The organism is Bradyrhizobium sp. Tv2a-2, assembly GCF_000472425.1.
In the GTDB taxonomy this organism is placed as follows: Bacteria; Pseudomonadota; Alphaproteobacteria; order Rhizobiales; family Xanthobacteraceae; genus Bradyrhizobium.
Genome location: NZ_AXAI01000008.1, coordinates 29515 through 44392 on the forward strand (window position 1 = coordinate 29515; position 14878 = coordinate 44392).

Genomic DNA, 14878 nt, shown 5'->3' on the forward strand with positions numbered 1-14878 from the left:
CACCGCGCGTTGTGTTGCTTCACCGCCGCGATCAAACGCGGCTTCGTCACCTGCTAGGAATCCCCCATGTTCGATACCGAAAGAGCCATGCACCTGATGGTGGAGTTCGCCCATATGACTCCGGGCGCGGCGATCTTCTATTCCATCGTGGTTATCTGCGCTTGGATGCTGGCGCAGCGGATGATCGACGTCATGATCTGCGCGATGAAGCGGGTATGTCGGGCCGCATGGGATTTCGGCTGCTTCATGGGCGATGTGGTTTCCTCGCTGCGGGCGGATTATGAGCCAGACTACGAGCCGATGCCGGAGCCGAAGCGGCGGCCGACACGGAAATAATCGGTTCTAAAGATAGACGGATATAGATGAAGGGTTACAAGACTGGCGGAAGGCGCCCAGGATCAAAGAACAAGGTCCCTCCTGCGATTAAAGCAATCGCCCTTGCTATGGTGCCTGACGCAAACAAGACACTCCGCAGCCTCCTGAAGGGCGCCCCGGATGCAGTCAGGGTCCGCTGTATTGAGATCGTCTACGAGCGCGCTTTCGGCAAGCCGAGGCAGGAAATCGAGCACTCGGGCGCGCTGGGTGTCTATGACCCGTCCAAGCTGACCACCGATGAACTCAGGACAGTCATTGCCATCCTTGAACGAGCTTCCGCCGACGGCGCTGACGGTGTTCAAGAGGGAACTGGCGAAGCGTGAGGTCGCCGAACATGCTGACGAGATCAAGGCCCGCTGTGGCCGGCTAATCGATTTCGTCCGCGAGTTCTGGTCGATCCTTGAGCCGAATGCGACCTTTGTTGAGAATTGGCATATCCACGCGATCTGCGATCATTTGGAGGCAGTGACCGCCGGGCGGATTACCCGGCTTCTGATCACGGTCCCACCGGGCAGCATGAAATCGCTGCTGGTGTCGGTGTTCTGGCAGGCGTGGGAGTGGGGCCCGGCAGGCAAGCCGTTCCTGCGCTATCTGTCGACCGCCTTTAATGACGGTCCGGTTCTGCGCGACGCAGGCAAGTTTCTAAACCTGGTCACGTCAGAGAAGTTTCAGGCGCTGTGGCCATTGAAGATCGAGCGGACCGCGCTCACGGCGATGGAGAACAGCGCAAGGGGTGACCGTCGCGCGGTTGCCTTCGGCTCTCTGACCTCGCAGCGTGGTGACAGGCTGGTTATCGACGACCCGCACTCGACCACCACGGCAGAGTCGGACGTCGAGCGCTTCAAGACGACAAGGCAGTTCCGGGAAGGCGCGCTGAACCGTCTCAACGACGCGCAGCGCTCTGCCATCGTGGTGATCATGCAGCGATTGCATGAGGAGGATCTCGCCGGGGTGATCCTCAAGCTGAAGATGGGCTTTGTCCATCTAATGCTGCCGATGGAGTTTGAGCCGGAAAGAGCGTGTGAAACCCTCATTGGCTTTAAGGACCCCCGCGCATATGACGGGGAATTGCTCGATCCGGTGCGCTTCCCGAAGGAGGCGTGGGAGAAATTCAAGCAGGACACCACGCAATACGCCATAGCCGGGCAATATCAGCAGCGCCCCGCACCACGTGAGGGCGGCATCTTCAAGCGGGCATGGTTTGAGTTTGTGCCTGCTGTGCCTGCTGGTGCGCAGTATGTGCGCGGCTGGGATTTGGCGGCCTCGCTATCGGAGACCGCGGCCTATACCGCAGGCGTGCTGCTCGCGCTCAAGGATGGCGTCTACTACGTTGTGGACGTGCGGCGGGAGCGGGGAAGTCCTGGCGACGTCGAGCGCCTGTTGCGCAATACGGCCACTCATGACGGCGGGGACGTGCGGATATCCATTCCGCAAGATCCGGGGCAGGCTGGCAAGTCTCAGGTGCAGGCCTTTGCCAAGCTATTGGCGGGCTTTGACGTGCGGTTCTCGCCGGAGAGTGGGGACAAGCAGGACCGCGCCATGCCGGTATCGGCACAGGCCGAGGTCGGCAATATCAAGATTGTACGCGGCGACTGGAATGCAGACTTCATGGACGAGGTCTGCTCATTCCCGAATGGGACATACAAGGACCAGACCGACGCGCTGAGCCGGGCATTCTCGCAACTGTTGGCGCGCAAGCCGCAATTGGTGTTCGGTTAGCATAGACCGCAGGTTGCAACCGTCTCATTGGGTGCCGAAAACACCGGCCGGAGACCTATCCAAGGTTGAAAATGGGGCTGTTGGACATTTTTAAAAACCGGCGCCCCGGCCGTCGGAGGCATGAGCCGCCACGGGACACCATCCCGTTCCCGAACCTCATCAAGCCGAACGGGATACAGACCAATCGCAGGCTGGCCTATAAGCCGATCCCGCGCAACCTGCGCTGGTTCGCGCTCAATCCCTATGCCCGCCGCGCCATCAATGCGATCAAGAACCCGATCGCAATGTTGGAGTGGGAGATCACCCCGCTCGACAGGGACGAGAAGGGCAATTCTGAACTTGATCGGCAGATTGAGATCGCCACGTTCTGCTTTGACCACCCGAACAACGATGATTCATTCCGCACGTTAACGGAACAGGTGACGGAGGACATTCTCCTTGGAGCCGGTGCTCTTGAAACACAACTATCAGGTGACGAGCAACGCCCCCTTTGGATGTGGCCAGTCGATGGACTCACAATACAGATTTATCCCCTATGGGACGGTAACCCTGCCGATCCCCGCTACGTGCAAATCGTGGGTTACGGCAACTTCGTCGGCAATGGAATGGGCCAGCAGGTCCAACTCCGAAACGACGAGCTCATATATATCCGGCCAAATCCCTCCAGCGCCACACCATTCGGACACGGACCGCTCGAAATAGCCTTCAATACCGTGTCCCGCATCCTTGGCGTGGGCGAGTTCGCCGGGAATGTGGCGACAAATGCCCGTCCGTCTGTGGCGCTCGATCTGGGGGAGGGTGCGACCGAGGAGACGCTGAACGCCTTCCGCTCCTATTGGCGGAACGAGGTCGAGGGGCAGGGCACCATGCCGATCTGGGCCATGCAGTCGGTCGGCACCGACGGCAAGGCGCGCGGCCCGGAAGTACTTCGCATGTTCCCCGAGGGTGATAAGGCCCTTTATCTCGAATACCAGAACTTCCTGATCCGTGAGATCGCGACGGCGTTTGACATCTCGCCGCAGGTGCTCGGCATCGAGAAGGACGTCAACCGCAACACCGCAGAGGTGGCCGACGACCGCGACCGGGCGCAGGCGATCAAGCCCTATGCCCATCTTGTGCAGGAACATCTGACCCGCGAGGCGCTGCACGGCAAGCTCGGGTTCTCGCAGCTGCAGTTCAGGTTCAAGGGCGTCGAGGCCGAAGACGAGCTCAACATCGCTCAGGTCTATGAGCATGAGTACAAGAATAACGCCTTGACCCCCAATGATTACAGGAGGGCACGAGGCTGGGACGCGTCAGACAATCCATTCGCCGACATGCTCTTTGCAGACGTTGAGATCGCCATCCAGGCGGCGCGCGGTGCTGCACAGGTCGACGACAAGAACCTCGGCGGGGGCAAGTCCGCCAAGCCGAAACCCAAGCCGAAAGGTAAAAAATGAGCATTCCGGTTCATACCGTGCAGGTGCTGGACTCGCAGTCCGGTAGCGACTTCTTCGACCGCATGATCTTGGGGCAGAAGATCGCTGTAGCTGTCCCCAACGGCAGCTCTACCCAGACAGTTGCCGTCACATTCGTCGATGCCCTGCCGCAGGTCTATAGCGTGTTCGCATCGTTCAACACGACCGGTCTGACCTACTTCATCACCAGCAAGAGCTCGACCGGCTTTACCCTTAATGTCACCGGCACCACGTCGAGCACGACCGCCGACATTCTCGTGGTGGCTGCCTGATGGCCGAGGTCAAGCATGAGTTCGGCGTCCGCTCCGGCACGCCCTTCCGCACCGCTCAGTCTGAGCAAGTGAAGAGTTCAAACCCGGGTGGTGGCCAGGTTGCCAAGCCCAATGGAGGCAGCAAATGACGACCGTTGTAACCAACCTCAAGGCGATCACGCCGACTGCCAATGCCAAGTCTGTTGTCCAGACCAAGGGGGCTGACATCAGCTCTCTCATGCTCCTTGCCCAGCAGCATGGGGTGGAGTTGAACAACGTCATTACCCAGATCCTCGCCCTGCACCCGACCGGCGGTGGTGATGCCGCCAATGTGACGGCCCTGCAGGCCATTCAGGCGCTGTTGCCCTGATGGCGAGGAAGCATAAGGACACGTCGGGCTGGACGCCGGTTGCGCCCATGCCTGGCGGAGACGGCGAGGGCTCGGATGTACAGCCCGACGTCGTTGAGGCCAAGGAGGAGCCGTGGATTAACATTCCAGGTGGTCGATCCTACACGCTTGACGAAATCAATCGAATGACGGCTGACGCTCCTCCCGCCCCCGAACCAACGGTTTTCCGCCCGATGGATCATCTGGAGGGCACGTCCGGCGCGCTCCACGCCGTCCATATGCGCCTGATCGAGATGTTGCCATTCCTGCCCGCAGCGATCGAAGAGGCCGACGGCGCGCTGAAGGCGTTCCTGGAAATGCTGATGGGCATTCTGAAGGCATAAGGCATGCAGACTGCGAAACTCGACAAAAAGAGCAGGGATGCGCTGTCCGACGAGCACTTCGCGGTTCCCGGCAAGCGCAAATTGCCGATCAATGACGAACACCATACCAAGCTAGCGTGGGATATGGTCGATCGTACCCAAGGTCTGACGCCAGAAGAGCGCAGCGGCGCCCGCAGTCGCATTCTGCACCGGGCCAAGGACCTCGGCATCGACACCAAGGACTGGCACAAGGTCCAGTCCATGGCGATCGAGTGCATGGCGCTCAACATCGCCAACGACGACAACCACCCCAACAAGATGCCGTTCTCCGGCGTCCTGACCAAGCTTGATGAGCCTTCGGATGCGCCTCCCGGCGGGGCGCGCGGCCGAAGGATCATTGTCACCTCCGAAGCCGCAAGCAAGGCCCTTGGCTCTCTGCTCGGCATGGCGGTTGACTTCACCCCGTCCTTTGACGGGCACGATACCAAGGCCAAGATCGGGATCATCACGTCAGCCGACATCGTTGGCAACGAGATCCGCATCGAGGGCTTTGTCTATGCAGCGGATTTCCCGGAGACCGCAGAGCTCATCCAGGCATTGAAGGACGTGCTTGGCTTCTCGTTTGAGGCCGAACGTCTTTATGTCGAGGACCCTAGCGCGGACGTTCTCAGGATCACCGATCTGACATTCACGGGTGCGGCCATCCTCCGCAAGGACAAGGCGGCATACACCACCACCTCACTCGCGGCTAGTGCCGAGGAGATCACAATGACAGTTGATGAACTGAAGGCCCTCCTTGGCCCGATGCTCGCCGAGGCCGTGAAGCCGCTCGCTGATCGCCTCGACAAGGTCGAAGGGGAGCAGAATGAGCGTGTGGAGGCCAACGCCACCACGCGCGCCATGGTCGAGCCGCATTGCGCCGCGCTCGACGCCTGCCATGCCGCAATGGCTGCGGCTGGTGTTGGTGTGCATCCCGGTTCCGGCCACGTCCACGTGCTGCGCCGCATGTCGGACTCAATGCGCGCAGAGGCGGCGATCGGCAAGATCCCGCACATCTTCCGCGATCACGACTATCCGATGGGCGCTTCAGCCGACACAGAAAATGGAGAAGACGACGTGACGAAGGACGAGATCACCAAGCTGGTTGCAGAGGCGGTGACCGCCGCCGTCAAGCCGATGCAGGACCAGAACAAGGAACTGGCCGACAAGCTCGCCGCAGCCGAGACCAAGCTGAAGGACGCGAGCGAGAAGGCGCGTCTGGCTGCTGAAGCCCCGGCGCGCAAGACCGTCAACCCGATGGTCACCGCACTGCTCGCCAAGTCCGGCATTGGCCTGCCCGAAGGCGAGGACAAGCTTGCCATGCACAAGGTCGACGAAGCCCTGAAGGCCGCCGGCCTCGATGTGCAGAAGCGCATCATGGTCAAGAACGAACTCGGCCGCGTTGGCGCCCTGTCGTAACGCCGCACAAGAAAAGGACACGCACCAATGACCGCACTCTGGTCTACCCCCGTCAAGGCGGCGGCCGACTTCCTCGGTAACGGCGCCATCGAAATCAACAAGTATGAGACCGAGATCTACGACATTATCCGTCGTAACTCGGTCTTCCTGCAGCGCGTCGACCGTCGCCCCGCGAACGGCCACCCGCACCGCTACTTCGAGCAGACCGCGATTGCGTCCGCGACCTTCACCGATCCGCGCAACATCTCCCCGACCCCGACCGGCCCGACCCGCGTTGAGCGTTCGGCGATGGTCAAGGCGATCACCAACCAAACCAACCTGTCGCTGTTCGACGTCGATGTGACGCGCCAGCAGGGCCAGTTTGCGTATGTCGAGGCCAAGGACATCGAGGATATCGTCAACTCGGTGGTCGTGGCCTCTGCTTCGGCAGTCTGGACCGGCACCGACACCTCGCTGACCTCGCCGACCACCACCCAGTACGTCTCGGCACTGACCCAGATCAGCACCTCGCCGAACGCTGCAGTGGCGATTGCCAACGGCGCCTCCATCATTGACGGCCTGAAGGCTCAGGTCGCCCAGATGGCGGCGAACACCACCTACGTCATCCGCCCGACGGCGATCTATATCGACCCGATCCTGGGTGACTATCTCGATCGTGAAGCCAAGGCCTCGCAGCTCACCTTCGACAAGATCGAGGTCGTCGGGGGTGTCAAGGTCAACGCGATCCAGACCCAGATCGGTACCCTGCCTCTGATTGTCGATCCGTTCCTAGGGGCCGCAAAGACCGCCCAGACTGTCGCGGCCTATGGCCTGTCGGCGGTGCCTTCCGGCTTCAACGGCTACTATGCCGTGATCGTCACCGAGAAGGACATCGAGATGGCTGTTGTCCATGGTGGCGATGGTAATCTCAATCCGCGCCTCTTCCAGCTCGGGTTGCTCGCCGGCTTGCAGGGCCAGTATGTGGCGATTCTGTTCGACAACCTGATCGTCAAGGGCTTCGGCTACGCCCACAAACTCGTGCAGGTAATCCGGCCGTAACAGCCACTAACGGTCCCAGACTGAACCCTCGGCCTTCGGGCCGGGGGTTTTTTATTGAAGCACAGGAGTGCAATTTGAAGGTCTACAGTCGCGGCAGCAATCCCACCTCCACGCTGTATATCTGCCCGGCGGCGGATACGACCGGGGAAGTGCCGGCCGAATGGGTGGATGACAACAACAGTCCGCTGCAATTCACCATAGAGTTCAGGCACGGCGCGGCAGAGGTGCCCGATCCCATCGGGAAATATCTCATCGCTCGCGGCTATGCCAAGAAAACCAAGCTAATCCTGCCGACGCTGGTCGCCTAAAGGACAAACGATGCCCCTAGTCTCAACCGAAGCCACGGGCCAGTATTGGGAGCCGCTGGCGAACGGCCCGGTGGCTCAGTGCGAGTTGGTCTCGCAGGCTCCCGGCCTGCTGGGCGCAACGCTGCCAACCACCGGCACGATCGCGGCGAGCGGCAACTGGATCTCGGCCATCATTGTATCGGACGGATTCAAGTCGCTCAGTGTCGGTGCCAAGTCCACCCAGACGGGCGCGATCAACGTGCAGCGCTATATCGATCGCGCGGGGACCGTTCCCGTCGGCACCGTGGTGACCGCTGCACTGGTCGCAGGTACCGCGCAATGGGTCACCAGCAACGACGGCATGGCCTTCCAGTCATTCACTGTGCAGATCACTAACACCGGAGCTAGTGCAGCCACCGTTACCAATTTCGCTGTCCTCTTGAACGCGAACTAAGCCCATGGCAGGCGGCTCCAACTACCTGGACGGGGAGGAGAACCTCTTCGGCTTCCCCGGCGGCCTGCCTACGGTTCTGCCCTCTGGCGTAGGCGAGCAGGCCAGCGCCATTGTTGACGCCTACCTGAAACGTCCCGAAGGGCTGGTCTACGTCACCGACAAGAACGGCAACCCAGCGTTCATGAAGGCCGCGGTCCCGTCCATGACGTATACCGTGACGAGCGGGGCAATCACTGCCGGCAATCTCGTGACGGTCACTGTGAGCCCGGCGAATATCCGGCCCGACATGATCGGCGAAGTCATGGTGATCAACCGCAACGGCCCTGATGAACTTGAGGCTGTGGTGGTGCAGGGCACGTCCGGCAACAACACGCTGACGTTCCAGACCTGCCAGTTCAACCACGGTGCCTCTGCCGAGCTGGATGTTGGGCTGGTGATTACCGAAGAACGGTCGATGCCGAACAAGCGCTCGATCGCGCGCTACTCAAAGTGGCCGATGCCGACGATCATGTCCCTCATGGGGCGGTACGCCTACGGCCGACGTTCCGATCAGGTCGGTGGCCTGTACCAGGAAATGAATCTCTTGGCCTCGGTGCAGACCTTCGGTGGTCCGCCGCAGTGGATACCCATTTCCATCACCCAATGTTCCTGGAGCGACTCGACCGGGGAAATCTGGGTGCCGGCGGGCATGCTGCTCGCCTACTACAGCGACGTGAAGATCAAGTATGTCGCGGGATTCACGGCGAGCAATGTGCCCGACGAGATCGTCCGCGCGACGGCGTCGGTTGCAGCCGCGCTCATCAGCGCGCAGGCCTATGGCGGGGCAGGGCTCAAGATGATCAGCGCCGGTGACATGCGGATCGAGCGTTTCAGTTCGACCTATCTGGACGGCGATTCCAAGAAGCTTCTCGACCGTTACAAGGCACGACTGACCTTCTAGGGCAGGGGAGATCCAAATGACCGACACCTGGAATGTAACGGCCGCCTACGACAAGTCATCCTACAATGCCGGCGACGTCATGACCGTTACCATCTCCGGTAACGATGTCCTGACCACGACCACGACGACGCAGCAGCAGTCAGGAGCCTTGACGCTGACGCTTACGGCATCCGATGGGTCGACCACCACCATTACGATCCCGGCGACGACGGTGACCAGCACCCACACGACCTCGACGCCGGAGTCGGTCACGGTCACGGGCTTCTCGGATGACTCCGGCCGCGTCTGGACGATTGCGCCGAGCGGCTTGAGCATTAGCGCCACGGCCTGACATGTCGCTCACGCTGACGTTGACGGCCGCTGATGGTTCGACGCATCAGGTGACGCTGCCGCCGCCGACCGTGATGCGCATGCCGTTCCGCACCATCGTCTGGCAGGCCAGCGGGTTCGCTGAACGTCCGTTCCACGTCTTCTATCCGAGATTTCTCGGGACGGCCAAGTAAGCCGCCACACAATCAATCCCCACGAACACCCGCCGCAAGGCGGGTTTTTTATTGGAGAGACCGCTCGCCATGACCGGAATGTCTAACTACGCATCAAACGCCACCTTGAATTGGAAGACCGGCCAAATCCCGATGCCGTCGTTGCCGTCCGTTTATCTGGCAATGTTTACCGCGGTGGGCACCGATGCTGGCACTGGCTTCACCGAGGTGACCGGCGGCTCTTACGCCCGGGTGCAGATTGCCGGTGCAATCGCCGCTGCCGGTACATGGACGACCGCGACGCCCAACATCACGATGGGGTCATCGAACCCGGGCTGGGTCGTTCCCGGCATGACGGTCTATGACGTGACTGCGGCGTCTGCGATCGGAACCGTTTCTTCCTACTCTGGCACGGCGCTGACGCTGACGTCGAATGCGTCGCACGCCTCGTCTGGCTCGACGGACAGCCTCACGTTCAGCGCATTCCCGAACGCCAGTGGCACGTCTCCTTCATCCGTGGTCAACGGTGCGGCGATCAACTTCGCTCAGGCTACCGCCAACTGGGGCACCGTCATTGCCTGGGGTACTTATGACGCGTCGTCGTCGGGGAATTTGATCGATTGGGATTTCATGGGCAACTTTGCGTGGCAGCCCTTCACTATCCCGACAGCGTCGAGTCTGGCGACCGTCAAGGCCCATGGCTACTCCAGCAATGACCCGATCGTGTTTAACCCCGAATATGGTGGCACGCTGCCAACCACATCGACTGGCGTGCTGACGGGCTACACGGTCAACTACGTTGCATCGCCATCGACCGACACGTTCAACATCGACACCACATCCGGCCCGACCACGCCGATTGTCACGACCGCGTCCGGCTCCGGAAATGTGCGCAAGATCACGCAGCAGTCGATCCCGCAGGGTGTCACGGCCAGCTTCGCGGCATCAACCCTCACCCTGACGCTCGCGTAAGGGATCGTTCGTGTCTCCCATTACCATGTATACGATCGTGCATCCGACTGCTGCGGCTGCACCCCCATCTCTCTACGTCAATTCGGAGACGAACACTCTTGCGGCCACGATCTCGCCGAGTCCCCCGGCGGCGTGGTTGCAGGCGGTCGACACTCTGATTTCGACCCTCAAGAGTGCCAGCATTTGGCAGACCTTCGACCTGTTCTACTGCTTCGCTGCCCCGAGTCAGAACGCTTGCAATTTCAACTGGGTCAACCCGCTTGTGGGGCTTCTGACCCCGCACGGCAGCCTGACCTACCAGCCCTATTCCTATGTCGCCAGTGATGGCTCGACGGGCTGGTTCTCGACGACGTTTGGTGTCAACTCTGGCAAGGCGGTCGACGGCAGCGCCGAGTTCGGGCACTTCTGCCTGAGCGAGGCCTCGGACGGCATCAGTGTGTTCCAGAGCACCGGGGGGCGTAGCTTCACTTCCTTGGTGGCGTCCGGCACCGCCATCAACAACATGACCGGCGGCCTCAATACGTCCACGACGGGCACGTGGAGCAGCCAGTGGGGGTCCACGGTGGGCCACTGGGTTCTCCAGCAGGAGGACACGTCGTCCACGCTGGAGGCGTTCCTCGATGGCGCGTCGCTGGGCACCCAGGTCAAGACGCACAGCGCCGATTCTGGCACCGTGCAGCTGTTCAAGAGTTCCGGCGGCTCGTTCACATCAAGACAGACTGCGCTGGTCCACTACGGCTCGAAACTGACGGGCCCCCAGCAGCTCGCCTTGAGTCAGGCGCTCTATACGTTCTTGGCGGCGGTTGGTGTCAAGCCTCTGGCGGGCTATCTCGGCCTGACCACGGGCCCAACGAACCCCGCCGCATACAAGCATATCCCGAACACCACGACGACCTTCCCGGTTACGGTCTCGCCGCTGGCACTGGTCGGCGAAATCCAGGGAAGGGCGGGTGCGTATCCTTACAACCTCATTCTGAACAACGATCCGAACTACGGGCGCTTGTGGCGGCTCGAGGTCCACGGCGGCGACTTCGCATCGTTCGACCATACCTACATCGATCGTGTCCAGATCAATACCGGCTTCGGGGCCGGTCTCTATCCATGGCAGACCACCATGGATCAGGCGTTCTCGTTCTTCATCGAAAGCGGTGGCGTCTATTCCACCGACTTCATGGATCTGGTCGTCGACTGGCACGATCAGACCAGCGGCGTGAATGCCGGTCCCGGCATGACCCCTGAAACGAATGGCTCGGGCAATATTTTCGTTTGGGGCTACAACGCCACGGGATCGCCGACCTATATCAACGAGTACCCGGATACGACATTCGCCACCAAGCCCGCGCAGGGCGTGTGGCACCATGTCAGGTTGACCTGGCGATGGGACAACGCGCCGAACGGCTTCCTCAAGGTGTGGTTCGACGGCGCCCAAATCCTCAACTACACCGGCGGCCAGTTCGGAACGGCGGCAGGGGCTCCGTTCTGGTACAACCTCGCGCTTTATCGAGGTGACAGAACCGGGAGCACCACGACGCCGTTTGCTGTCTGGGTCGCCAATATGGAGATCGATTCCTCCGGTACCCAGCCGCTTTCCTCGCGCATCAACACTCCGCTGCCGACTCCCCCGCTGGTGTAACGCATGCCATTCGGGTTCATCCAGGGGACGGGCGGCTTCTCGGCCTCCAATACGTCTCAGGCTTTTACCTTTGGCGGTGCTGTAACTGCTGGATCGTGCCTGGCGTTGGCCATGCGGTCCAACAGCCAATCCATCACCGGGGTGACAGACAACGTCAACGGCGCCGTTGCATGGACCCAGGTGCGGCAAACGGCGTGGAACGCGCTGGGCAACCAGCTGAGTGTCTACATTTTCCCCAATACCGCGTCGGGAACACCGACCGTCACCGCGACCTTTGCAGCGGCGAGTTCTGTTGACTTTGCCATAGCTGAATATGGTGGCGTGGCCACATCCAGCCCCGTTGATGTCAGCGCCATCCAGTATAATGACACGGCCGGCACAGCAGTTTCACTACCGTCCATTACCACGACGAACGCAAACGACGTCCTGATCGGGGTTTACGTCCTGCAGAACGGCGTGACGTGGACGGACAATGTCGCCGGGTCCACTCCGAATACATGGACGAATCGCATCGGCGCGGACGGCAACATCATCTGGTGGAACGACGTGATCGTGAGTTCTACCGGGACGTATTTCGAGAACGCCACTCTGAGCGCTTCTGAAACATACGCCTCCTGTCAGTTTGCACTGAAGCAGTTCGTGGCTGCCGATGTCCTGATGCCGCAGGCTTGGATGTAGGTCATGAAGCAAATGGGATACATCCTGGTGGATCACCGGGCATCACCCGGTCTGCCAGAGGATATCGCGCGAGCAGCTGGATACGATCCGAAGTTCTGCGGCGAAGGCAAGGTGTTCGAGCAGGACACCATGACATGCTCTCACTGCAAGAGCGTCGTGGTCAAGAACAATGCCCGCACCCGAGAGCGCGCCAAGTGCTTCGAGTGCGACAACAAGGAAGGCCATTACATCTGTGATGGCTGCGACTTCATTCGGCGCGAGCCAGGTTACGTCCATACCCCATTCACGAAGTTCATCGATGACCACCTCGCGGTGGCAGCCAATCCGTGCTCGACGCGCGATTTGCCCACTGCGCCGGGCGTCACGTTATCAGGAACCCCTCAGAAGCTTCTGCTTCCATAAGGAGTAATCAATGTCCAAGCGCGTCTTCCAGGTTTCCTCGTTCACGCCGACCGCGCAGGCCGATGGTGCCCTGTCCGCGGGCACTTGGGCCGCACTGAAGCCTGGATCGTCGACCGATATCCTGAAGATCGGCAAGATGCTACTGATGGGGCAGGCCTCGTCCTCGGCGGTGACGGCGACCATGCTGGCGCGATCGTCCTCGCTTGCCACTACGCCTTCGGCGCTGGCTCTGCCGAACTCAGACGGTCCCGCAAACATCGCGGCGACCGCTGTGTCGACCGCGCCGGTTGCGTTCGTCGCGTCAACCGGCGCCCCGAACCGCTCGCCCGCTGTCGGCATTCCGCGCCTCAACCTCACCTTCAACGCCTTTGGCGGCATCATCCAGTGGCAGACCAACCCGGGCTCCGAAGAGGAGTGGGTTGCGGTCGGCAATAACACTGCGTCCAACTCGGAAACCTTGCTGTCCTCGGCCAACGTCGGCTCCGCTGGTGCGATCGGTGCGGATTGGTTCTACGAGGTCCTGTAAGTTTCGTCTCACTAGCGTGGTCGCGTAGATGACCCTTCGCCGACCACATTTTACGCCGCCGAGGCCTGTGAGGGCGGCGGCACCGGACGCGACGCGCCCGACCAATATAAACCTGCTGACGAATCCGATCCCGGTGTGGACCGTCTTTAGCCACACCTATACGCCGGTGCCGATCTCCAAGTTCGCACCGCCGAATCTGTCGAACCTCTATGGGACGCTGTACTTGGCGGCGAGGAGCGTCGGTGCAGCGCGGGCGCTGAGTCCGCTTGCTGCCAATGCCGCTTTGTCAACCATTAGCAAAAGCGCGGGGCAGGGCGTTTCTGTCCTTGCGCGGTTGATCATCATCACATCCAGTTCCGTGGCCGCCGGCTTTGGCCGCGGTCTTGGATTGTTCCAGACGTTATTCGCAGCTCAGAGCACGGGCGAGGCGCAGGCGAAAGCCTCGCCATCGTTTAGTGCCAGCCTAGTCGCGGCTGGGCTTGGGGCAGCGACGAGTGTCGCTGCCGTTGCCGGTAAGGTTGCATTCGCAGCGAGAAGCGCTGCCGCCGCCTTTGGTCAGCTGATCCCTCCGGGGGTCTTCACACTATTCGCGTCGTCGATCGCCATGGCGCGTGGCCGTTTCGGGGGCATGTCGGGCGCGACATCCCTGCGGGGCGCATCGGGAGCACAGGCCAAGGGACCGGCGGCATTCAGTCCCAAGGCCTTGCTGGCCATTAGAAGCATAGCCTCGGCCAAGGGCACGGCATCTGCCGCGGTCAATGCGTTCCTGCTGTTCGCGAGGTCGTCGGCCGCGGCAAGGGGCGTTGCGTCCATTGCGGCCAAAACGTTCTTTTCCACCACCGGGGTCGCTGCCGCAGTCGGTCGCGCCGGAATCGTCGCCAAGACCGCGCTCGCTGCCAAGAGTGCAGCCGCTGCGAGTAGCTCGGCGCTTTTCCGTGTGGCCGCGCTGTTGCTGGCGGGGTCGTCGGCGGTCGCTAAAGGCACCGCGACCAATACGCTTAAGGCTTTCTTGTCCGCAGCAGGTCGCGCGGTCGCCACGGGCCGCTCGTTCGCGACGGGCAAGATGGCACTCGCAGCCAGAAGCGCGGCGATGTCCTTTGGCCGGAGCCTCGGCGGCGGGATTGCGCTTTCTGCGTACTCTATGGCGGCGGCGTTCTCCAAGGCCTCGCTGACGGTCTTCCGGCTCTCTCAGAGATTTGGGCGCATTCGCCGATGATCCACTGGCCATCAAAGAGATCTGCCGACGCGCATATCGACTACGACTTGTATTGGACGGACAAGCTGGACGTCGGCGATTCGATCCTGACATCGACTTGGTCTATGCCGTCGGCGTCGACCTCGCTGACCTTCGTCGATGGCGGGTTCATCAGCCCCGTCACCAAGGTCTTCCTGACCGGGGGGATAAGCGGAGAGGCCTACATCTTGCAGAACGCCATCACGACGGTGTTCGGCAGCTCGTTCACGCGTCAGGCATCCGTCTTGGTCAAGGACTAGC

Annotated in this window: 22 protein-coding genes; all 22 read left to right on the forward strand. The window is 61.2% G+C overall.

Translation table 11 applies throughout. The features are described 5' to 3' along the window. Positions 1-66: 66 nt before the first annotated feature. The 22 genes from A3AI_RS0117420 (at position 67) to A3AI_RS0117525 (ending at position 14877) form a co-directional block, all read left to right on the forward strand. Positions 67-336 (forward strand): hypothetical protein, encoded by a 270-nt coding sequence (locus tag A3AI_RS0117420; RefSeq protein WP_024516827.1) that lies wholly within the window; start codon positions 67-69, stop codon positions 334-336. A gap of 26 nt (positions 337-362) precedes the next feature. Then, positions 363-698 (forward strand): hypothetical protein, encoded by a 336-nt coding sequence (locus A3AI_RS47625; RefSeq protein WP_024516828.1) that lies wholly within the window; start codon positions 363-365, stop codon positions 696-698. A 193-nt stretch (positions 699-891) separates the two neighbouring features. After that, a complete protein-coding gene (gene terL, locus A3AI_RS0117430) occupies positions 892-2094 on the forward strand; it encodes a phage terminase large subunit (RefSeq protein WP_245286912.1) in 1203 nt (400 codons plus the stop codon). A 71-nt stretch (positions 2095-2165) separates the two neighbouring features. Continuing rightward, positions 2166-3533 (forward strand): phage portal protein, encoded by a 1368-nt coding sequence (locus tag A3AI_RS0117435; RefSeq protein WP_024516830.1) that lies wholly within the window; start codon positions 2166-2168, stop codon positions 3531-3533. After that, entirely contained in the window at positions 3530-3823 is a 294-nt protein-coding gene (locus A3AI_RS0117440; RefSeq protein ID WP_024516831.1) for a hypothetical protein, read from the forward strand. Before A3AI_RS0117435 ends, A3AI_RS0117440 begins: the two co-directional genes overlap by 4 nt. Then, positions 3823-3951, forward strand: coding sequence for a hypothetical protein (locus tag A3AI_RS49950; protein WP_283807244.1), 129 nt, complete (start codon positions 3823-3825; stop codon positions 3949-3951). The genes A3AI_RS0117440 and A3AI_RS49950 overlap by 1 nt, the downstream gene beginning before the upstream one ends. Further along, positions 3948-4172, forward strand: coding sequence for a hypothetical protein (locus tag A3AI_RS0117450; RefSeq protein ID WP_024516832.1), 225 nt, complete (start codon positions 3948-3950; stop codon positions 4170-4172). The genes A3AI_RS49950 and A3AI_RS0117450 overlap by 4 nt, the downstream gene beginning before the upstream one ends. A 47-nt stretch (positions 4173-4219) precedes the next feature. Continuing rightward, on the forward strand, positions 4220-4534 hold the full coding sequence (locus A3AI_RS0117455; protein WP_156927825.1) for a hypothetical protein: 315 nt from the start codon (positions 4220-4222) through the stop codon (positions 4532-4534). Between the two features lie 3 nt (positions 4535-4537). Further along, positions 4538-5971, forward strand: coding sequence for a DUF6582 domain-containing protein (locus tag A3AI_RS45300; RefSeq protein ID WP_051382431.1), 1434 nt, complete (start codon positions 4538-4540; stop codon positions 5969-5971). 27 nt (positions 5972-5998) lie between these two features. Then, positions 5999-7009: a hypothetical protein gene (locus tag A3AI_RS0117465; RefSeq protein ID WP_024516835.1), complete on the forward strand. Its 1011-nt coding sequence runs from the start codon at positions 5999-6001 to the stop codon at positions 7007-7009. Positions 7010-7083: 74 nt separating this feature from the next. Next, positions 7084-7317: a hypothetical protein gene (locus A3AI_RS0117470; protein WP_024516836.1), complete on the forward strand. Its 234-nt coding sequence runs from the start codon at positions 7084-7086 to the stop codon at positions 7315-7317. A 10-nt stretch (positions 7318-7327) separates the two neighbouring features. After that, complete coding sequence (locus A3AI_RS0117475; protein WP_024516837.1) at positions 7328-7750, forward strand: hypothetical protein; 423 nt, start codon at positions 7328-7330, stop codon at positions 7748-7750. A gap of 4 nt (positions 7751-7754) precedes the next feature. Beyond that, complete coding sequence (locus A3AI_RS0117480; protein ID WP_024516838.1) at positions 7755-8690, forward strand: hypothetical protein; 936 nt, start codon at positions 7755-7757, stop codon at positions 8688-8690. A gap of 16 nt (positions 8691-8706) precedes the next feature. Further along, the gene (locus tag A3AI_RS0117485; protein ID WP_024516839.1) at positions 8707-9021 is read left to right on the forward strand and encodes a hypothetical protein; all 315 of its coding nucleotides are present in this window, start codon (positions 8707-8709) and stop codon (positions 9019-9021) included. A 1-nt stretch (position 9022) separates the two neighbouring features. Next, on the forward strand, positions 9023-9193 hold the full coding sequence (locus A3AI_RS47630) for a hypothetical protein (RefSeq protein ID WP_156927826.1): 171 nt from the start codon (positions 9023-9025) through the stop codon (positions 9191-9193). A 69-nt stretch (positions 9194-9262) separates the two neighbouring features. After that, a complete protein-coding gene (locus A3AI_RS0117495) occupies positions 9263-10144 on the forward strand; it encodes a phage tail fiber protein (RefSeq protein WP_036048643.1) in 882 nt (293 codons plus the stop codon). A gap of 136 nt (positions 10145-10280) precedes the next feature. After that, the gene (locus A3AI_RS0117500) at positions 10281-11777 is read left to right on the forward strand and encodes a heparin lyase I family protein (protein WP_036048645.1); all 1497 of its coding nucleotides are present in this window, start codon (positions 10281-10283) and stop codon (positions 11775-11777) included. A 3-nt stretch (positions 11778-11780) separates the two neighbouring features. Further along, positions 11781-12455 carry a hypothetical protein gene (locus A3AI_RS0117505; protein ID WP_024516842.1) on the forward strand — a complete coding sequence of 225 codons (675 nt, stop codon included), beginning with the start codon at positions 11781-11783 and terminating at the stop codon, positions 12453-12455. Between the two features lie 3 nt (positions 12456-12458). Next, positions 12459-12857 carry a hypothetical protein gene (locus A3AI_RS0117510; RefSeq protein WP_024516843.1) on the forward strand — a complete coding sequence of 133 codons (399 nt, stop codon included), beginning with the start codon at positions 12459-12461 and terminating at the stop codon, positions 12855-12857. A gap of 10 nt (positions 12858-12867) precedes the next feature. Beyond that, positions 12868-13383 (forward strand): hypothetical protein, encoded by a 516-nt coding sequence (locus tag A3AI_RS0117515; protein ID WP_024516844.1) that lies wholly within the window; start codon positions 12868-12870, stop codon positions 13381-13383. Positions 13384-13411: 28 nt separating this feature from the next. Continuing rightward, positions 13412-14599, forward strand: coding sequence for a hypothetical protein (locus A3AI_RS0117520; protein WP_156927827.1), 1188 nt, complete (start codon positions 13412-13414; stop codon positions 14597-14599). After that, positions 14596-14877, forward strand: coding sequence for a phage fiber-tail adaptor protein (locus A3AI_RS0117525; RefSeq protein WP_024516846.1), 282 nt, complete (start codon positions 14596-14598; stop codon positions 14875-14877). The genes A3AI_RS0117520 and A3AI_RS0117525 overlap by 4 nt, the downstream gene beginning before the upstream one ends. The last annotated feature ends 1 nt before the right edge of the window (position 14878 follow it).

Excerpts from the sequence above, each read along its gene's own strand:
- A3AI_RS0117420 (WP_024516827.1), top strand. The coding sequence starts at position 67 with ATGTTCGATACCGAAAGAGCCATGCACCTGATGGTGGAGTTCGCCCAT.
- A3AI_RS47625 (WP_024516828.1), top strand. The coding sequence starts at position 363 with ATGAAGGGTTACAAGACTGGCGGAAGGCGCCCAGGATCAAAGAACAAG.
- terL (WP_245286912.1), top strand. The coding sequence starts at position 892 with ATGAAATCGCTGCTGGTGTCGGTGTTCTGGCAGGCGTGGGAGTGGGGC.
- A3AI_RS0117435 (WP_024516830.1), top strand. The coding sequence starts at position 2,166 with ATGGGGCTGTTGGACATTTTTAAAAACCGGCGCCCCGGCCGTCGGAGG.
- A3AI_RS0117440 (WP_024516831.1), top strand. The coding sequence starts at position 3,530 with ATGAGCATTCCGGTTCATACCGTGCAGGTGCTGGACTCGCAGTCCGGT.
- A3AI_RS49950 (WP_283807244.1), top strand. The coding sequence starts at position 3,823 with ATGGCCGAGGTCAAGCATGAGTTCGGCGTCCGCTCCGGCACGCCCTTC.
- A3AI_RS0117450 (WP_024516832.1), top strand. The coding sequence starts at position 3,948 with ATGACGACCGTTGTAACCAACCTCAAGGCGATCACGCCGACTGCCAAT.
- A3AI_RS0117455 (WP_156927825.1), top strand. The coding sequence starts at position 4,220 with ATGCCTGGCGGAGACGGCGAGGGCTCGGATGTACAGCCCGACGTCGTT.
- A3AI_RS45300 (WP_051382431.1), top strand. The coding sequence starts at position 4,538 with ATGCAGACTGCGAAACTCGACAAAAAGAGCAGGGATGCGCTGTCCGAC.
- A3AI_RS0117465 (WP_024516835.1), top strand. The coding sequence starts at position 5,999 with ATGACCGCACTCTGGTCTACCCCCGTCAAGGCGGCGGCCGACTTCCTC.
- A3AI_RS0117475 (WP_024516837.1), top strand. The coding sequence starts at position 7,328 with ATGCCCCTAGTCTCAACCGAAGCCACGGGCCAGTATTGGGAGCCGCTG.
- A3AI_RS0117480 (WP_024516838.1), top strand. The coding sequence starts at position 7,755 with ATGGCAGGCGGCTCCAACTACCTGGACGGGGAGGAGAACCTCTTCGGC.
- A3AI_RS0117485 (WP_024516839.1), top strand. The coding sequence starts at position 8,707 with ATGACCGACACCTGGAATGTAACGGCCGCCTACGACAAGTCATCCTAC.
- A3AI_RS47630 (WP_156927826.1), top strand. The coding sequence starts at position 9,023 with ATGTCGCTCACGCTGACGTTGACGGCCGCTGATGGTTCGACGCATCAG.
- A3AI_RS0117495 (WP_036048643.1), top strand. The coding sequence starts at position 9,263 with ATGACCGGAATGTCTAACTACGCATCAAACGCCACCTTGAATTGGAAG.
- A3AI_RS0117505 (WP_024516842.1), top strand. The coding sequence starts at position 11,781 with ATGCCATTCGGGTTCATCCAGGGGACGGGCGGCTTCTCGGCCTCCAAT.
- A3AI_RS0117510 (WP_024516843.1), top strand. The coding sequence starts at position 12,459 with ATGAAGCAAATGGGATACATCCTGGTGGATCACCGGGCATCACCCGGT.
- A3AI_RS0117515 (WP_024516844.1), top strand. The coding sequence starts at position 12,868 with ATGTCCAAGCGCGTCTTCCAGGTTTCCTCGTTCACGCCGACCGCGCAG.
- A3AI_RS0117520 (WP_156927827.1), top strand. The coding sequence starts at position 13,412 with ATGACCCTTCGCCGACCACATTTTACGCCGCCGAGGCCTGTGAGGGCG.
- A3AI_RS0117525 (WP_024516846.1), top strand. The coding sequence starts at position 14,596 with ATGATCCACTGGCCATCAAAGAGATCTGCCGACGCGCATATCGACTAC.